This window comes from Chryseobacterium lineare, from assembly GCF_977014045.1.
On the sequence record NZ_CDRNIQ010000001.1, the window covers coordinates 3,600,026 to 3,618,343 of the forward strand.

The following is an 18,318-nucleotide window of genomic DNA, read 5'->3' on the forward strand; positions in this document are numbered from 1 at the left end:
GAATTTATTCGTTCTCAGTTATTTGAAATAGTTTTATATTGATGTTAAAGTCTTTGTGCTGAAGATTTAAACTATCTGCGAAGATATGTTTTTTTGCATCAAAAGTAAAATCGATTTTTTCCTTATTGTTTTTTGTGTAAATGATTTGTTTCAGCAACCCATTTTGTTTGTTAATGAACAGGTAATATCCTTTTTTATCGATCTTTGAAAGATAAATTTTAGAATTTTCATTTTCAAAACTTTCGGTTATAGGATACTTTTGTCTTAAAAGTTCATGAAAATCATTCTTTAAAAAGTTAATGACAATTTTTTTGTCCAGATCAGGAAGTACATAATTGAGCTTAAAATCATTCTCTGAAATGGTAAAATCAATTAATTTATTTCCAAAATCTGATGTTAAAACAACACGGTGCGCCGTTTCATTAATTTTTTTTAATATCAGAATTCCGCTGACGTGATTTTTATAAATATCCATCTGACATTTATAAACATAATCTTCATTGGAAGAAAAATAAAGATTTTCAACAGTTTTTTGAGAATTGGCAATAGGCTTTACACCTTCCAGCTTGTAAGATTTACATGAAATAAATAGTATGAAAATCAGGCTATAAGCTAAATTCTGAAGCAGCAATCGGCGCATTGATCTTGGTGTTTTTGAAAACAATATTGGTGGTGTCTCCCGAAGCTTCCGTCATATTTACCTGAGAAACTGTTGATTGATTTTTAGGAAAATACAACTCAATCTGCTTAATATATTTCAGCAGTTGGGCAGACTTAGGAGTAAATTTTGCAATGTTGAAACTTCCATTTTTAAAATAAGAAACCGAGAACTCAGGATCACTAAACATCTGTCCGTTTGAGCTTCCGACAATCAGCTTATTGATTTTCTCAAAAGTTTTACTTCTTGCATCCACGGAAGATTTCTTTCCCTGATCATTGATGAAAATTTTATTCTCCTTGAAAAGAATGCTGTATTGATAGGGCTTTGTATATTTCCAGCTCAACATATTCGGCGTTTTCAGAGACATTTTTCCGTGCGTTATGATATTTTTATCCAAAAAATCCATTTTTTTGGTTTGAGTGAAATCACTCTGCAGGGTTTTTATTTCTTTGGTTTCTGATGAAATTTTGGTAACGAATGCTTTTGCTTCAGTTCCTGACATTGCTGTATTTTGCGCAAAAAAGAAACCGGAAATTAATAAGAATGCTCCGAAAGCAATATTTTTAATCATTTTTTTAATTCTTAATAATTGAATCAACCGTAAAAGTTGAATATTTTTTATCCTCCAAAAATACTAATAAATCTACCAAAACATTGAACGTTTTTTCTGAAGTGTCATGAAGAAGGATAATGCTTCCTTTTTTTAATCCTTTTGTAACTTTTTTATAAATTTTTTTCTCATCTTCTGTAATGGTATCCAGAGAACGAACATTCCAGCCGATGCTTTTTTTGTGAGTTTTTTTGATGGCTTTTGCAATATTCGGATTGGTAACACCGAATGGAGGACGGTACAAATTGGTTTTTAAGTTTCCTGTTTTCACTATGACTTCATCACATTTTTCAATTTCTTCAACCATTTTTGAAGTCGATAAAAATCCTGTCTTTTCTGAATGTGAATAGGTATGATTTCCAATAGTATGTCCTTCCTCAACAATTCTTTGAAAAGTTTCAGGGTATTTTTCAATTTGTTTTCCGATGCAAAAAAAAGTTGCTTTTATATTGTTTTCTTTTAACAGATCTAAAAACTTCGGCGTAAACTCGGTTGGTCCGTCATCGAAAGTTAATGCCACTTCCTTGATGTTGGTTCTTTTATGAATGATGCTGTTGACAAAATATCCTAATCCAATATCAAAAGCTCCCCAGACAACGACCGCGGAAAACATCAGAAAACAAAAAATGTACACCCAGAAACTTCCCTGAAATACATAAATAAAAACGTTGCAGAAAAGATAAAATAGAATAAATAGATAATGCTTCATCTTTATTGTTTTTGATTAATTTTCTCATCATAATTTCCATTTCTGTCATTCTGAATGGAGCAAAGCGAAATGAAAAATCTGATAATAAAAAAGAGATTCTTCCTTCGTCAGAATGACAAACTTTGCGTTGAACTAAGCTTTTCCTAACAAAACCAAGCTATGATCATTTCCCCCAAGATGATTATAAAGCAGAATATTTTTCACTTCATTTTTAGTCAGATCATTAATCACCATTACTTCAGGAATCTCCTGTTTTTTAAGAATATGACACGCCATAAATGTAGAAAATCCACTTGCCGTATTGAATTCCCCACTCAAATGCTTGTAATACAATAAAGCTGAGTTTTCAAATAAATCCATTGCTTTTATATAATAAACATCTGCTTTCGTATCTCCGCTGAAACCTAAAATGACCGCATCAATATCTTGAGTTGATAAATTGTTTTTAGCCAAAAAATCTTCAATAAACTGTTGCGTTTCATCTAAATCTAATCTGTTGCTGATCTGAATATCTTTCAGTTGAGCATAAGAATTTTCTGTTTTATCCTTTCCCAGTACAAAAAAACTTGCTCCTTCTCCCCAGATTACACCTTCTGTTGTTGAGTTCAGGTAATTAACGGGAAGATTTTCTTCTTTTTTGATGGTTTTGTTTAATTTATACAATTCCATCGTTCTGTCGGTTTGTTCATCTGTTGAACCCACCAAAATGTTTTCTGCTTCACCGTCATTAATCTGCAATTTTGCATCTAAAAATGAAAATTCCAGCGACGAAGAAGTATTTACATAAGTGAAATTGTAAGCATGACATTGAAGGCCTAAAGCAATTTGTCCGGCAACCGTATTGTGTGTCGATTGAATAAAATAAGTCGGAGTCAGAAATTCTTCATTATTATCGAGTACATTTTTTAAGAACTTTTCAGAATCCTGCGAACAGCCTATTCCTGTTCCCACGATGATCGCATCAGGATTTTTGATGCGGGCTTCTTTTAACGCAAATTGAGAGACTATTGAACTCATTTTTACTGTCTTAGACATTCTTCGGATCATTGCCGGAGGAATGAATTCTTTGTAAAGTGGCTCAACAGCTTTTAAAACCTGCGATGAAGTTTCTGGTTTTAAATTTTGGAAAAAATTTTCATTTAAAGTGTCCTGAACTGAAATGCAGGCTGCACTGTTGATGTAAACCGCACTCATGATTTAGAGAAAATTAAAGTTGAACAATTTCCTCCAAAACCAAATGAGTTGGAAAGAACGTGATTGATATTCTTTTCTTTAAGTTGAGTGACAGGTGTTAAATCAAATTCTTCCATTTTTGTTTTAAAATTCAGATTCGGAAAAATGATATTGTTTTGAATCGCCAATAAAGAATAAACCGCTTCAATTCCCGCCGCCGCCGCCAAAGTATGCCCTGTAAATGCTTTTGTAGAGCTGAATTCAGGAACTTTATTTTCGCCAAAAATACGGATCATCGCAATTCCTTCAGATAAATCATTATTAGGAGTTGCTGTCCCGTGGACATTGATATAGTCGATGCTTTCTTTACTTAAACCGGAAATTTTCAATGCTTTTTCCATAGCTAAATAAGCACCTTGTCCGTTTTCCGAAGAAGCAGTCTGGTGATGGGCGTCGTTGGCATTTCCGTAACCGGAAAGGTAACCTAAGATTTTTTTGTTTTCTTTTTTCACGATTTCATCGGATTCCAGAACAATAAATGCGGCAGCTTCGCCCAGATTCAGTCCTTTTCTGTCATTATCAAAAGGCGTGTTATAAGAATCCGTAAGAATCATTAATGTGTTGAATCCATTCAGGGTAAATTTAGAGAGCGCATCAGTCCCGCCAACAATTACACGATCTAATACGCCGTTTTTAATCAGTTTTGCGCCCATCATAATAGCGTTGGCTGCCGATGAACAAGCTGTACTGATGGTAGAAACCATACCTTTTAAGTTCAGGTAATCGGCAATCAGTAATGATGAATTTCCCGTATCATGTGAGTCGATATATTTTTGCTTTTCAGGAAAGTCTTCGTAGGTGTAGAAATATTTTTCGGTAATATCCATTCCGCCAACGCTGGTCGATGAAATAAGACCTGTTTTATATTCATTAATATCCTTTATTCCTGCGCTTTCTACTGCTTCTTTTGCGGCAACCATTCCTAATAAAGCTGTTCTTGTAGCATTTTTTTCATCATTGAGATGAAGCTTTGCTACAATTTCTTCATTAGTCAGTTTTATTTCGCCGGTTTTGATATTTCCGGAATGGCGCGTTTCAAACAGCTGAATGTCTGATATTCCATGCTTCCCGGATTTTAATGAATGCAGATTTTCCTCCACGTTATTTCCTATAGAAGAAATAATGCCCATTCCTGTTATGGCAATTTTTTGACCCATGTTTAAAAATGTAACAATGTATAAATGTAACAGTTTACCAATTGCTAGACTGTTACATTGATACACTGGTATATTAATTTATTTTGTTCTGTTTTCTTCGATAAATTTCGCCATAGTATCAATAGATGTGAAAATTTCCTTTCCTTTTTTAGGATCAGATAATTTAATGCCGTATTCTTTATCCAGAAGAACGATCAATTCCAAAGCGTCGATAGAATCCAGCCCAAGACCTCCTCCGAATAACGGGTCCGTATCTTTGATTTCTTCTACTGCAACGTCTTCTAAATTAAGAACTTCGATGATTTTGTGTTTTAATTCTTCCCTTAAGTTTTCCATATTTTTAAAATTTACCAATGTATCAATGTGCCAGTTTACCAATTAATTAATACTGAATATCATTGTTACATTGTTATATTGTTAAATTACGCAGTCAGCAAATATACAAAAGCTTTATAACTTTCCTGATAGAGTTCTACCCAGCCGCATAATATTTTATCGGCCTTTCCTGACCGCAAAATCTGTTCCGAGTAATTTTTTAAAAATTCTTCGTCAAACTCATCCAGTACAAAAAAAGCATTCTCGGTCTGCATTTTATGCCTAATGCTGATTTCCCCTACACAGATATTAGGTAGCGTGTACACAAAAACAGCAGGACTCGGAAAATAATTTTCTTGGGAATTGATGCTTTCCTGATATTTAAAATCAGTGTCGAGACTGGATGACCTGTTGGCAAAAACCAAAGCTGTTCTGCTGTGATCTTCATTTTTTAAAATCATTTCAGAAGCAAGAAAAGCCAGCTTGCTTAAATTATCCATTTTATGAAATTTCGGATAATTTAATGCTAAACTTTTATAAGCTTCTTTCGCAAAATCTGAAAAAATTTCGGTTGAGATTTCAAAAATAATTTCGTTGTTGAGCGTAATTTTTGAATTTTCTATCGTACAAATGTCTGTTTTCTTCATGAATAAAGTTTAAGGCTTTTTCTCTGGATTTTGATGTTGAAAACAGCAAAAACAATAATATTATTTCCTATAATTTGATAAATAATGACGTAAGGAAACTTTTGAATATATGCCTCACGTAAATTTCCTTTTTTCAAAGGAAAATGTAATGGATTATTTTGAATTCTGAAAAAATAAGACTCAACTCTTTGGGCAAACTTTTCTCCAAGTCCGGGTTGCTGACTTTCGTACCACAATGCAGCTTCTAGCAAATCAGTTTCAGCATTTGGAGATAAAGAAAAGTGGTAAATCATAATTTTTTCATCAATCTTTCTTTCACTTCCTCCCACGAAGAAGTCTTAAGTTCGCCACTCAAATATTTTTCGCGTTCTTCTTCAATTCGATCATAAATATAATCAGGTACTTGTGGGTATTCTGAATGTTCCAATTCTGAATCTTCTTCAGCATCAATAATTCCTTTGAAAATGCGTAAAATTCTTTCATCCGCAATATCGATGAATTCATGAATTCTTTTTCTGATTTCTAAAGTAGAGTCCATTTTCTAAAACTTTATGTCTATCAAAATTACAAAATTATTTTTTACACTTTCTCCAAAACGATCGCTGCATTACATCCGCCAAAACCTGATGCCGTTTTCAGAATATATTTGATTTCCGAAGGTTGGTTTTCTTTTATAATATTCAAAGGTTGGGAAGTTCCCGTTTCTTCAAAATTTTTAGATGGAATTAAGGTTTTATTCAAAGCGCTTTCCATAGAAATAATACTTTCCAGTAATCCCGAAGCGCCCAGGCAATGGCCGTAATAAGCTTTCATACTGTTTAAAGGAACATTTTGTAATTCCATCCTGTTGAAAGCGATCGCTTCCATTTCGTCGTTGTAAATTGTAGCCGTTCCATGGGCGGAAATGAAGTCGATTTTTTCTGCGGTAACATTGGCTTCTGCCATTGCATTCCTGATGCTTGCAAATAAACCGTCACCCGTTCTTGAAGGTCCGGAAATATGGTTCGCATCATTGACAGCAGAATCTCCGGATATTTTAAAACTGCATGTTTCATTATTTTTCGGCTCTGAAGTAATGTAAACGGCGGCGGCAGCTTCACCAAGGTTGATGCCATCACGGTTTTTATCATATGGTTTGCAGATTTCCGTTCCGATTGCCTGGAAAGAATTGAATCCGGAAACCACAAATTCTGAAATTTCGTCTCCGGCAATAACAAAAGCATCTTTATATTTTCCTGCCTGAATCATCTTCTTAGCAATAGCAATCGCCATTACGCCGGAAACACAGGCATTGGAAACAACAATGGGTTTAGATTTAAATCCAAAAAAATCAGCGATTTTTTGAGCTAAATTTGATAGAAAAACGCCTTTCGGCAACGAGGTCTGGTTTTTTAATAAACTGATATTCCCTTTTGTGGTTGATAAAATAAAAGCGGTTTCGTCTGAAATCTGATGTTTTTCAACTAAAGGTTTCAGGCTTAACAAAAACATTTTTTCGAGCCTTGTAAAATTGTCACTCTGAGTTTTTTCGAAGAATCTGTTAAATTCATTTTCCAATTCTTCAGAATCAAGCATCGATGCATAAAAAGACTCCTGATTTTCTATGATTTTATGTAAAGCTACTCCTGATTTTCCTTCCAAAAGTGCATTCCAGTTTGAAGAAACATCAAAGCCTAAAGGTGTGATACAATTATAATCTGTAATGCAAATTTCCTTCTTCATTACAATCCCATTTTATCTTTCCAGGCCTGAAAAAACTCAGGATTATACAAACATAAATTATTATCTGAATCCAGAAAAACCTGAATCGTTTCTCCTGAACACACCAATTTATTTTCTTCGTTAAAAAGCTCGTATCGGTAAATTAATTTCGCAGAAGTTGAATTCACAAAAGTGGTGACAATTTTGAATGTTTCACCATATTTTAAAGGCAGAAAATGTTCGCAGGTACTTTTTACAATCGGTGTAACGTAACCCGCTTTTTGAATATCAAGATAGGTCAAACCGTGCTGTCTTCCGAACGCCTCTCTTCCATCCTCAAAATAAACAATGTAATGGCCATGCCATACAATTCCCAACGGATCTGTTTCGTTGAATCTTACGCGTACTTCTTCGGTACAAGTTAAATTTTCTTTAGACTGCATTTTGTTTCGTTTTACCACAAGGTTCACAAAGTTATACACAAGGTTCACAATGGTTATTCTAAATTTTATATCGTCCCGTTGATTAATCTTTTAACACCATTTTTAAATAAAACTGAGTTAAAATTAATCAATAAACCCAATTTGCAATTGCTTAATTTTAAATATGTTAAAACTTGAGCAATATGAATTTCATTTAATGATTCTACGGATTTTATTTCAACAACAACTTTCCTTTCAACCAATAAGTCAATCCTATAGCCAATGTCAAGTTTTATATCATCATAAATTAATGGCATTGGCTTCTGTTTTTCTATTAGTAATCCGGATTTCTGTAACTCATAGTACAGACATTCTTCGTATGCGCTTTCTAAAAGTCCAGCTCCAAGTTGGCGATGAACTTTTAATCCTGCATCAAAGATAATTTTTGAAATCTCATTTTCATTCATATCATTTTGTGTTTTATAATTATTTCTACCACAAAGGTCACAATAGGCTCCACAAGGGACACAAGATAAATGCTTGAGCTCTTTGTGAAAACCTTGTGCTCTTAGTGGTTAATCTCAAACTGCATTTTGTTTTCTTTCGTAAAATAATGAAATCGCGACCATAGCTACATAAAATAAAAATAAGAAAGTAATTTCTTTTGCAATTCCTGCAATTCCGCTGTTTCTTAGGATGATATCGTAATAGGCATTTAATCCCCAGTTCATTGGCGAAAATTTCGCGATAGTCTGCATGAATTCAGGCATCAGAAATACCGGAACCCAGATTCCTCCGACTGCTGCCAATACCACAACCGATGTAGCTCCGAATGGGGCCGACTGTTCCTGAGTATCTGCGATAGTTCCCAGTAAAACACCAAATCCAATCGCTGCCAAACCAGCAAAAATAGTTACAACAATAAGCTGGAACATTTTTCCCGTTACGTCAAACTGTGGTAAATCCATATACGGGAAAAGATAAATTCCTACGGCAACCATCAATAAAAACTGAATAACGCAGATGATAAGATAGGTAAACGTTTTTCCTAAAATATGGATGAAGTAGGGAGTAGGACTTATTCTCGCTCTCACGCTTGTTCCCTGACTTTTTTCTTTAACTAGATTAATAGATAAAGGTACGACGATAAAAAAAATCGCAAACAATGCCCATGCCGGAACATTATGCTGAACGGAATTTGGCATGACATCCATTTTTCCTTTTTTCGGAGTGATTTCTTTAAAGCTGATTAAATTTTTATTTTCAGCAAGATTTTCTGTTGTCCCCAGCTGATCCTGGAAAGCTTTGTAGATCTTTTTATTCTCAATCTCAAAAACCATTTTATTCACGGCATTCATCACATTATTCTTGAATCCGATGTTGGTTGCCGGATCAAAATACAGGTGAATGTCTTTTGCTTTTGAAACCATTTTTTTCACTGCAGAAGAATCATTTTCTAGACCGAATGAACTTACAATCGCCTGAACTTTAGAATCTATATTAGAATTGATGTCTTTCGTCAAATGTTCAGGAATAACAATTGCCATTTGGTAATCTCCTCCAAAAACGGCGTCCTGAGCCGATTTTTCTGTGAAATTGGTTAAAAGTTCAAAACTTTTACTGCTTTCAAGTTCCTGTTTTATATTTTTTGAAACTTCAGATTTATCATTATCAATAAAAATAATAGGAATTTTTGAACCTTCCAGATTTTTAAAGGTAGAATCCTGAATCAGTGTGATTGTGATAATTAATAATAAAGGCATCACAAAAATGATGACAATCCCTCCGATATCTCTTTTCAGCAAAAGGATTTCCTTAACAAAACTTCTCCACAATTTATACAACAACATCTCGTAATTCTTTTCCGGTTAATGATATAAAAACGTCTTCAAGGTTTTCCGCATTGGAAACCCTGTTCACCAGTTCTTCCGGTGTTCCTACGGCATGGATTTTTCCATGATCGATAATAGCTATTTTTGTGCAGAATTCCTCCGCTTCCGAAAGATGATGGGAAGTGTAAATGATGCAGGTTCCTTTTTTATTTAAATCTAAAAGATAATCGATAATCGCTTTTTTCGACTGCACATCAACGCCAACAGTAGGCTCATCCAGAAACAGAACTTTAGGATTATGAAGCGTTCCTGCAATCAGATTGCATCGACGTTTCATTCCTCCGGAAAACTGTTCTACTTTTTTGTCGGCAAATTTTGATAAACCCATTATTTCCAAAGATTCATCAATTGCGTTCTTTAATTTTTTATGACTTAAACCGTACAGACTTCCGAAAAACATTAAATTTTCTCTGGCCGTTAAAGTTGGATATAAAGCATATTCCTGCGGAACGATCCCGATGATCTGCCTTAATTTAAAACCATTTTTCTGGGGTGTCAGTCCGTCAATTTTAAATTGCCCCGAAGTTGGTTTTATCAATCCCGAAAGCATGGAAATCAATGTGGTTTTTCCTGCTCCGTTTGGTCCGAGGATTCCGTAGATTTCATTTTTATCGATGCTTAAAGAAATATCATTTACAGAAAAATCTTCTGCATTTTTATATTTCTTGTAGAGGTTTTTTATTTCTATGAAATGTTCCACGTTATATTGCTTTTCTCAGTTTTTTATAGAAAGCTTCTTCCAGATCTGCAATGTGAAGCATGTTTTTTGAAAGCTGATTATAAATATCGCTTTTCGAATTTCTGTTTTTGTACACTCTTGCAATATCTACGGCAAAATCTCTCCAAAGATCACCAATCATGGTAATTTCCTTGGAAAGTTCTTTTAATTTATCATTCTTGAGAATGATGGCCGCTTCCTGTAAAAAAGCACCGTAGATAAACCTGAAGCCACCGCCGCCGGTGCCGATTTCTTCCTGCATTCTGATTAACTGTCCCAAATAATGATTGGTTGTTTTTGTCCCTTTCTTTGCTGCCCATTTCGGGATGCTTCTGGCTACCCATCTCATTGCTTTTACACCAATGATCGGAACGGGAGCCAACATACTTTTACAGGTATCTTTGATCCCTTTTTTGATCGCTTCTTCCAGATTTATGTGTTCTGGAATGTAAATGGGGTAATACATGTGACCTTTTGGGGATAGTGCTCCTTTAGCATATCTTACTTTTTCAAGTTCGGCTTCGGTAAGGGCTGTCGTGTAATCCATTACAGGATCGCTGATCAGGAACTTTCCGTCTTCTTTTCCGTAAACTACGAGATTGTGTGCGTTGAAATGGAATTTATATTCTTCAGGGAAATAGGTCAGATTAAAAACCCCAACCTGAAGGCCTGTCGGAATATTGTTATCTAAGTTTTTTTCCAGGGCTTTCTGAGCTTCCTGAGGATTTGAGAATTTCAGCCTTTTAATTTTAATTCCCAGTCTTTTTGCGGCTTTGCTGAAGATCGCTCCGGGCATCGGGCGATAGCTGAATCCGGGTGCAAAATTTACTTTCAAAAAAGGGAGATATACAAAGAATAACCCCGAACCGATTCCGAAAATCATGGGTTCACTGAGTTTCAGCCCTTTGTTTAATAATAAATTGGAGGCAACACCGTTTTCGCAATGCGCGGTCTGATGGTGTTCAAAATTAAGTTTCATTCTTAGCTTGATTTAGTAAACCTCCAAGATTTTCAGATCCTGAAGGTTTTATTTTATTTTCCGTCGAAATTTTTAAGTTCTTCCAAAGAAATGCCAAAAGTATCAGCATACTTTTTCAGAACAGAATCGCTTAGTGTTTTAAATATTTTGGGTTTTCCGTGTCTTTTTACGCGCCATTGCCACATTCCTACATAGGCTGCCAGTACCTGAAAGTCCATTTTATTCAGTTCCATAAAATAAATGATAGGACTTACTTTACGACTGGCTACATTCTGTCTTGCTTCTTCAATTCTTTCGTGGATTAGTTCCATCGATTCTTCCAAAGCGGCTTTTTTTGCATCCCATCCAATGCTGTGAGCAGTTGTATAATTATCATTTTCGTCCGTAACATACAGAACTTCTGTCATGTTGGCAGATTGTAAATTGCTTTCGTCTTGGGGAAGGTCCTGTTTTTTCATTGATATCAGTGTTTTACTTCCTGGATAAATAAATTTATTTCAGCTCTGATTAATAATTCATCTTGATAAAAAGTCTCGCAAAAAATATTGCAGATATTCTCAAACTGCGAAATCAATGAAGCCCTGGAAATGATTTTATCACCTACTTTTGGTAGTGCAAACACTTCTATTTTTTTGATGTTGGTAATAAAGCCAATGACTTTTGTATCTGCTTCAGGATTTTCAAAGAAGCTTTGTCCGAGAATCGAAGAGCAGGTCTGTGCCAGATTTTCAATCAGGCCTGCTTCTGCAAACTCATTGTTGTGAACAAAAATGTTGTTTGCTTTAATCTCGAAGGAAGTCACAACTTTTTCTTTGGTCAATTCCAGAATATAATCTGCCATCAGCATCGGGTCCCGGTGCGGCAGAAAATTATGTATATTGATGATGTTTTCTTCCTTGATTTCCATTGATTTTTCTGAATTTTTTACATTACAACAGTTTTCATCTGAGATTTTGCAATAACCTCATCATTGATCTTTGTTACAACGTCGACTAAAGTTACTCCCATCATTTCATTAATGATAGAAACTTCCGACATTAGCTTATCTCCCAATTTCGGTAATTGTATTGCCTCAAAAGTTTTGATAGCACCAATGTAGCCAGTTGGAGCTTCTTTTCCCAATAAATAATATTTGTAGCCGGTGTGCAAAGCCACGCTCTGCGCCTGGTGTTCTACCAAGCCTGACGCCTGAAAAATTCCGTCATGAACAAAAATGTTTTCCTCTTTTACTTCAAATCCTGAAACCAATTGTGTTTCAGAATATTCTGTAATGCTGTTTACCATTACAAAAGGAAATCGTTGCGGAATTAAGCTTTCCACAAAGTTTTGGTCAGATGTTGGTAATTTGTTGTCCATTAGCAAACCGTTAATAAAGCACAAGAGTATGCAAATCTTCCGCTTTCAGGAACGCAAAGAAGTACTTTTTCTCCTTTTTTCAGTTTTCCGGAATTCATTAATTCTTCCAGCGCGATGAAAATAGATCCGGCTCCGATATTTCCTACTTCAGAAAGATTGTAGAACCATTTTTCCCAAGGGAAATCCAGCCCTACTTTGGCAAATTCATCTTTTAAACCTTCCTTAAAGTACCCTGACGAAATATGTGCCAGTACGTGGTCGATGGTGTTCGGATCAAGATTGTGTTTGTCGAAAGATGATCTTAAGCTTTCGGCACCCTTTACTAAAATATATTTATCTAAAATTTTTGTATCCTGCTTTAATGCAAAAATAGACTGCTTCAGCCATTCATCGGACGGATAATCTGCCCACGATTGTAAGCTTCCGTCTTCCTGCTTTTCGCAACCTGCATACATACAGGCCTCGATTTCGTGAGCATATGAATAGAAATCAATGAATTCTATTTTTAAAGAAACTTCGTTTTCTCTTGGTTTATTTTCAAGAAGGAAAGCTCCGGCACCATCAGAAAGCATCCATCTTAAAAATTCTCTTTTAAAAGCGATGATGGGTCTTTCTTCCAGCAATGCAAGGTTTTCTGCTTCGTGATTGAATTTATCGGCTGTCATCCATGCAGACATTCTTTCGGAACCCGCACAAACGGCTTTCTCCTGAACTCCTGCCTTAACGGAAAGAAATCCATAGTTTAAAGCGTTCATTCCTGAGTTGCAGAGTCCTGTAGCGGTATTAATTTCAATAGATTTTCCGATATTGAGTTCACCGTGTACCATTGAAGCGTGAGAAGGCTGTAACTGATCTGGTGAAGTCGTTCCTACAGATAGTAGTTTCATGTCTTCCTTTTTGAAATTTTCGTCAAAGAGACCTTCAATTGCTTTTGCTGTGATCTGGGCATTGGTATGCGTAGGATTACCTTCTTTATCCAAAGCGTAGTATCTCGTCGTAATTTTATTATTTCTTAAAATAAGTGCTTTAGCTTTAGATTTAGCGCCATTTATATAACCAAGATACGTTTCCATTTCATCATTAGAAACCGGTTCATTGGGCAGGTATGTTGATGCTTTTGTTATAAATACGTCGTACATTCTATTTTATATTAATTCCTTGTAAATATTCTCTTTGTTTTTTTCTTTTAAACCAGAAGATTGGTGTTGTTAACAGGTGTAAAACCAGTACGATAGGCGAAATAATCCATATCGCGGCCATCAAATATACTTTAAAGAATTTGATGAGCAATGGACGCTTCTCTTTTTTCTTTATGATAAGATTTGACCAGATGGTGAAAATTTTGTTGCCTACTTTTTCCACTCTTACCAGAAACGCACGAATTTCTACCGCTCCGTTTTTTACAAGATCCGGCTGAAGAGCTTCAAGTGTATTGGTGGAAAAATGCTTTTCAATAATATTGCCGTATTTTCCGGAACCATTAATTTCTTCGTCTGAAACTCCTGCTGCCGGAAGCATTCCTGATTTTTCTTTTTTGCCGGTTGTCATCCAGCGAAGAATCGTGAGTACACTTGTATAATTGTCGTGTCTGTCTACGAGTGCAATATTCCCAACCAGCCTGGCCTGCATTTGTTTTAAATATACGTTCAGTTTTTCCTGAGAAAACATCCACATATTTCTTGTTCCTGAGACGGTAACGACAGGTGTGTCTTTAAGTATGTTTTGTGCAAAACTGCTCTTCAGGAAGGATATGATCGGAATAGAAGGCGTTAAATACCAAACCTGATATCCGAAAATAATCAGATCAAATTTTTTGTTCAGAACCTCATCAGGTGGCGGAAGAATCTCGCTTGGGATCTGCAGGTAAGATTCCGGAAAGGTATCGAAAAATACATCACCTGGCCACGGAAAAGGAAAATCCTTTTTCAGCCTGATGTTGTAGTATGTCACATCATATTCCTCATTTTTCTCTTCAAACGGCCGGGCAATATTTTTTACAATATCTTCCAGCTGTCCGGATTGAGTATAATATATAACAAGTATATTTTTTTTCATTAATTCTTTTTATCCGGTTACAAAAATATGCTTTTCATATTTATTATTCAGAACTAAATACTTTTAATGATCCGTCACTGAATTTTAATGTATAGTCAGCATTGTTTAATGTGCTGTTTTTTATAGTGCAGAAGATAACGATTTCAGGAAGCTTTTCTAAAGAACAAATGTCAAAATTTTCATCCGAAACCAGCAGTACATCAATATTTTTATTAATTTCAGTGCTATCTTTTATATAACTGATTTTTCTTCTTTTTACCAGATAATTCTGTTCGGCAATCTGTCGTTTTTCATCGTTTTTCATCAAGGTGAAAATCTTTCTTCCTGCCTGCTGAAGAGTCAGTAAAATATCTTTCTGCCCAAAATCATCCGCAATATGAAAAATATTCGCATTTTTCGGAATATGTTTGTTGAGTTCAAAATAGAGAGATTTATTGTATTTAAAATCTTTCTTAACTTCACTCACGACCTCAGCATCTTTATACAAAAAGCTTAAAAACAGTTTTTTCTTAAAATAATTTTCATCTTCAAGTTCAGCTCTCAAATCCGCAAATTCCTTTCTGAAATAAGCATTGATTTTTTTTGCTCTTTCCGAATAATTTAACCCAAAACTTATATCGTCTTTTTTAATTCTTTCACCCACTTTTACGGTAATAGCTCCGTCGTAAATGATAAAATCTCCTTTCGGCAAAACTTCGGAATTCCCATGAATATAGATGGGTAAAATATCCAGACCAAACTGTTCCGCCAGATAAAATGCTCCTTTGTGAAACCTTTTAATGTCATTTGTATAGGAACGTTCCGCTTCAGGAAAAACGACTAGAGAATATCCCTGATCTATCTTTTCCTGTAGTTTGTCGATTCCGTTTTCGATACCCTGAGATACCGGATAGAATCCCATTGCCTTTACCATTTTCCCGAAAACGGGAGACTGATATACCCAGTCATTAACCAAATAAACGATCTTATGGGTAGCCATTGCAATCGCTAAAGTGTCCAGAAATGATGTATGATTGGCAATGATAACGGCCGGTTTGCTGAAGTCTTCTTTCGTAGCTTTAATGATCTTTTTCCTTACCCATGGATTCGTAAATAGTACAGAAGTTAAAAACTTTGCAGAAATTAATTTGAAAAAGTTTAATGTTCTTCCTCTGGAGTTTTTTGCAAAAGGACTGATAATCAAGGAAAAGAATAAACCTCCCAATCCATAATAAAGAAAAGATAAAGTTGAATGCAAAAAAAGTCTGAATGTAATCGGAGAAAGTCCTTTTCTCGCCCTGTTGGTAATCAGTAATCTGAACCAGAAAGGATATAATGTTGATGTGATGATAATCACTGAAAACATCCCGATCAACGCTACCAAAGCAAGCGAATGAAGGGCCGGATGTTTTGCGAAGATCAATGAGCCGATCGATAATATAGTCGTGAAAACAGCCAGAATAATGGAGGTTCTGTACGTAGGAAGTTCATTTTTTCCGGTGGTGTGTTCCTTTTGCATGGCCTGGGTAAGGAAAATGCTGAAATCGTCACCTACACCGAATACAAGAGTACATACGACGGTACTGAAAATATTAAGCTCCAACCCTAGAAAATATAGAATTCCGGCTGTTACAATTCCTGTAAGAACGATCGGAAACATAGTCAGAACGGTAAGCTCAAAATTTCTGAAAAATACAATAATCGTTAAAATAATAGCTAACAGAGAATAATTAATCAGCGTATTAAAATCTCTTTTCAGTAGGCCCAGAAAGTTTTCATTCATCTGCTGACGGTCAATGGCGAGGACATCATGTCTTTTCTCAATATCTTTAATGAAGCCATCTCTTTTACCTTCATCTACTTTCACCACATTCGAAACTGTAAAGAAACCGTTTTCCTGACTCAGGAATTCGGAAACCTGCAGTGCTTTTATTTTTTCGTAATCTTTAAGAGTTAACGGAGTATAATTTTTATTTAAATTATCATTAAACTGGTTGAATGCAGTAGTATTAAAGCCATATTCATTTCCGTTTCTGACCAGCTCTGAAATTGTGGTGGTCTTTTTTTCTTTCGTCCAGAATGTATTCCATTGTTTTATTTTTTTCTGCTGATCATTCTCTGATAAAACCACTTTTCCTAAGGAGTTGTAGCTTAATATTTTCCCTTCCTGCTTTTCTTTTTCCAGAAAGCCGTTCAGTTCTGAATTTTTCGTAAGCGCTTCTTCCGCAGAATTTCCATATGAAATCGTATAAATAGATTTTGAAGTAATATCAGAGAGTTTCTGTAATTTTGCCTCGCTGATTTTCAGATCTTTTGGAATGTAATTTAAATCCCCGATATCTTCATTGAATCCTACATGTCTGAATCCGAACAGACACGCAATAATAATCACCGAACAGCCAATAATCAGCGGTTTGTTCTTTTCGTAGGGATAAGATCCTATTTTATCAATGAAATTGGTATTGGCTTGTTTTTCAGATTTCGGTTTATACAGTTGAGGAACGATAATTAACGCGGTAACGGATGACAAAATTACTGTAATCGCGGCAAAAAGACCAAGATCCTTCAATGCTTCAGAACGTACAAACACAAGACACAGAAACGAAACAGCGGTTGTCGCGCTGCTTAATATGATAGGCTGCGTGATTTCTTTGTAAAGCTCTTCTATATTATTGTTGTGTTTATAATGGGTAAGAATATGAAGGGCGTAATCGATCGTTATCCCAATCAGAATAGCGCCTACGCTTAACGAAATAGCCGAAATTTTATCTTTAATGAAATACAAAATCAATAAAGCCAGTAAAACCGAGAAAACCGTCGGCAGAAAAACAATAATCGGGGTAAAAAAATTCCTGAAATAATACATCAGTAAAATCAAAAGTACAGTCATGGAAATCATCACCGTATTCTGGATGTCTTTTTTGATCTGCTCGGCATTTGCAACCGCAATCACCGGAGAACCAAAATAACTGATATCTGTTTTTCCTTTAAATTGCTTGTTGAGGTTGTTTTTTATTTCATTAAGCTGATTGACAAAAATTTCATTGTGCTTGGTGTCATTGCTTTTATTTTTCGGATCAATAAAAAGCAGGAGATTTTTTCCGTCTTTGGTAACAATATAGCTGTTTTCGAGTTTAAAATCCTTACTGATATTTAAGGCGTTCAGTTTCTTTATTCCTAAAAAAGTAATACCAAGAGGATCTTTTTTAATAAACTCCTTGGTGACGAGACTTGTCGGGGAAGCCAGTGAAATATAGTTGCTTTCAACCTGTTTGGCAATGCTGTCTTTATTCAGTTTTCTTCCAATTTCTTTATAATCGTTTTCATCTAAAAATAACGGAAGATTCTGATTAACAAAATCAAAGGTCTCTGAAATCTCATTGTCATTTACTTTTCCCTGAATGGAGCCTATGTATTTTTGTAAAGGTTCAATTTTTTTCAGAAAAGTATCGGCTGTTTCCGAAAGCTGAAAATCGTCTTCCTTGGATTTATTTTCAATAATGACAATAATTTTATCGGAGAAATTGAGTTGTTTAAGAATTTTCGCGGTGAGATCAGATTTTTCATTTTTCGGGATAATCTGATTGATATCTTCCTCAAAATTTATTTTTGAAGCAAAAAAGCCGCATAACACAGCAATTCCGACTGCAAAAAGTACAGAAAGAAGCTTATTTTTAGCAATAAGATGGTATAAAAATATAAAGAAACGATGCATTACATGATCCAATCAAGTTTGCAAATTTAATTTTTTCATTATTAGTTCAAAATGTTTTAACAATAAGTTTATCTGAAAATCAGTAAAATATTTAATCAAAACGAAAAAAAAATCTACTTTTGTAAGAGTTCCCATTGATGAAATTTAAAAATAACTAGGTAAACTGACT

The 18,318-nt window shown here is 35.0% G+C and carries 21 protein-coding genes; all 21 read right to left on the minus strand.

What is annotated here, in order from left to right:
* Positions 1-4: 4 nt before the first annotated feature.
* The 21 genes from ACWNCI_RS16155 to ACWNCI_RS16255 all read right to left on the minus strand — a co-directional run bounded on the left by ACWNCI_RS16155 (position 5) and on the right by ACWNCI_RS16255 (position 18,161).
* Positions 5-640, minus strand: coding sequence for a hypothetical protein (locus ACWNCI_RS16155; RefSeq protein ID WP_449389085.1), 636 nt, complete (start codon positions 638-640; stop codon positions 5-7).
* Entirely contained in the window at positions 606-1,232 is a 627-nt protein-coding gene (locus ACWNCI_RS16160; protein WP_449389086.1) for a LolA family protein, read from the minus strand. Before ACWNCI_RS16160 ends, ACWNCI_RS16155 begins: the two co-directional genes overlap by 35 nt.
* Positions 1,233-1,236: 4 nt before the next feature.
* The gene (locus tag ACWNCI_RS16165; protein ID WP_449389087.1) at positions 1,237-1,980 is read right to left on the minus strand and encodes a polysaccharide deacetylase family protein; all 744 of its coding nucleotides are present in this window, start codon (positions 1,978-1,980) and stop codon (positions 1,237-1,239) included.
* Positions 1,981-2,112: 132 nt separating this feature from the next.
* Positions 2,113-3,174, minus strand: coding sequence for a beta-ketoacyl synthase N-terminal-like domain-containing protein (locus tag ACWNCI_RS16170; protein WP_449389088.1), 1,062 nt, complete (start codon positions 3,172-3,174; stop codon positions 2,113-2,115).
* A complete protein-coding gene (locus ACWNCI_RS16175) occupies positions 3,171-4,370 on the minus strand; it encodes a beta-ketoacyl-[acyl-carrier-protein] synthase family protein (RefSeq protein WP_449389089.1) in 1,200 nt (399 codons plus the stop codon). The genes ACWNCI_RS16170 and ACWNCI_RS16175 overlap by 4 nt, the downstream gene beginning before the upstream one ends.
* Before the next feature lie 78 nt (positions 4,371-4,448).
* Entirely contained in the window at positions 4,449-4,706 is a 258-nt protein-coding gene (locus ACWNCI_RS16180; protein WP_089858199.1) for a phosphopantetheine-binding protein, read from the minus strand.
* Between the two features lie 86 nt (positions 4,707-4,792).
* Entirely contained in the window at positions 4,793-5,332 is a 540-nt protein-coding gene (locus ACWNCI_RS16185; protein ID WP_449389090.1) for a 3-oxoacyl-ACP synthase, read from the minus strand.
* Complete coding sequence (locus tag ACWNCI_RS16190; protein WP_449389091.1) at positions 5,329-5,625, minus strand: type II toxin-antitoxin system RelE/ParE family toxin; 297 nt, start codon at positions 5,623-5,625, stop codon at positions 5,329-5,331. The genes ACWNCI_RS16185 and ACWNCI_RS16190 overlap by 4 nt, the downstream gene beginning before the upstream one ends.
* Positions 5,622-5,870: an addiction module protein gene (locus ACWNCI_RS16195; protein WP_449389092.1), complete on the minus strand. Its 249-nt coding sequence runs from the start codon at positions 5,868-5,870 to the stop codon at positions 5,622-5,624. Before ACWNCI_RS16195 ends, ACWNCI_RS16190 begins: the two co-directional genes overlap by 4 nt.
* Before the next feature lie 41 nt (positions 5,871-5,911).
* A complete protein-coding gene (locus ACWNCI_RS16200; protein WP_449389093.1) occupies positions 5,912-7,054 on the minus strand; it encodes a beta-ketoacyl synthase N-terminal-like domain-containing protein in 1,143 nt (380 codons plus the stop codon).
* Positions 7,054-7,476, minus strand: coding sequence for an acyl-CoA thioesterase (locus tag ACWNCI_RS16205; protein WP_042720359.1), 423 nt, complete (start codon positions 7,474-7,476; stop codon positions 7,054-7,056). The genes ACWNCI_RS16200 and ACWNCI_RS16205 overlap by 1 nt, the downstream gene beginning before the upstream one ends.
* A 65-nt stretch (positions 7,477-7,541) precedes the next feature.
* Positions 7,542-7,922, minus strand: coding sequence for a GxxExxY protein (locus ACWNCI_RS16210; protein WP_346983389.1), 381 nt, complete (start codon positions 7,920-7,922; stop codon positions 7,542-7,544).
* 114 nt (positions 7,923-8,036) lie between these two features.
* Positions 8,037-9,305, minus strand: coding sequence for an ABC transporter permease (locus ACWNCI_RS16215; RefSeq protein WP_449389094.1), 1,269 nt, complete (start codon positions 9,303-9,305; stop codon positions 8,037-8,039).
* Entirely contained in the window at positions 9,292-10,047 is a 756-nt protein-coding gene (locus ACWNCI_RS16220) for an ABC transporter ATP-binding protein (protein WP_089858221.1), read from the minus strand. The genes ACWNCI_RS16215 and ACWNCI_RS16220 overlap by 14 nt, the downstream gene beginning before the upstream one ends.
* A gap of 1 nt (position 10,048) precedes the next feature.
* Entirely contained in the window at positions 10,049-11,044 is a 996-nt protein-coding gene (locus tag ACWNCI_RS16225; protein ID WP_449389095.1) for a BtrH N-terminal domain-containing protein, read from the minus strand.
* Positions 11,045-11,097: 53 nt separating this feature from the next.
* A complete protein-coding gene (locus ACWNCI_RS16230; protein ID WP_449389096.1) occupies positions 11,098-11,502 on the minus strand; it encodes a hypothetical protein in 405 nt (134 codons plus the stop codon).
* Between the two features lie 5 nt (positions 11,503-11,507).
* Positions 11,508-11,951 carry an ABC transporter permease gene (locus ACWNCI_RS16235; RefSeq protein WP_346983385.1) on the minus strand — a complete coding sequence of 148 codons (444 nt, stop codon included), beginning with the start codon at positions 11,949-11,951 and terminating at the stop codon, positions 11,508-11,510.
* Between the two features lie 17 nt (positions 11,952-11,968).
* The gene (locus tag ACWNCI_RS16240) at positions 11,969-12,400 is read right to left on the minus strand and encodes a hypothetical protein (protein WP_449389097.1); all 432 of its coding nucleotides are present in this window, start codon (positions 12,398-12,400) and stop codon (positions 11,969-11,971) included.
* Positions 12,400-13,539 carry a beta-ketoacyl-ACP synthase III gene (locus tag ACWNCI_RS16245; protein ID WP_449389098.1) on the minus strand — a complete coding sequence of 380 codons (1,140 nt, stop codon included), beginning with the start codon at positions 13,537-13,539 and terminating at the stop codon, positions 12,400-12,402. The genes ACWNCI_RS16240 and ACWNCI_RS16245 overlap by 1 nt, the downstream gene beginning before the upstream one ends.
* Before the next feature lies 1 nt (position 13,540).
* On the minus strand, positions 13,541-14,455 hold the full coding sequence (locus tag ACWNCI_RS16250) for a dialkylrecorsinol condensing enzyme DarA (RefSeq protein ID WP_449389099.1): 915 nt from the start codon (positions 14,453-14,455) through the stop codon (positions 13,541-13,543).
* Positions 14,456-14,498: 43 nt separating this feature from the next.
* On the minus strand, positions 14,499-18,161 hold the full coding sequence (locus ACWNCI_RS16255; RefSeq protein WP_449389100.1) for an MMPL family transporter: 3,663 nt from the start codon (positions 18,159-18,161) through the stop codon (positions 14,499-14,501).
* Between the last annotated feature and the right edge of the window lie 157 nt (positions 18,162-18,318).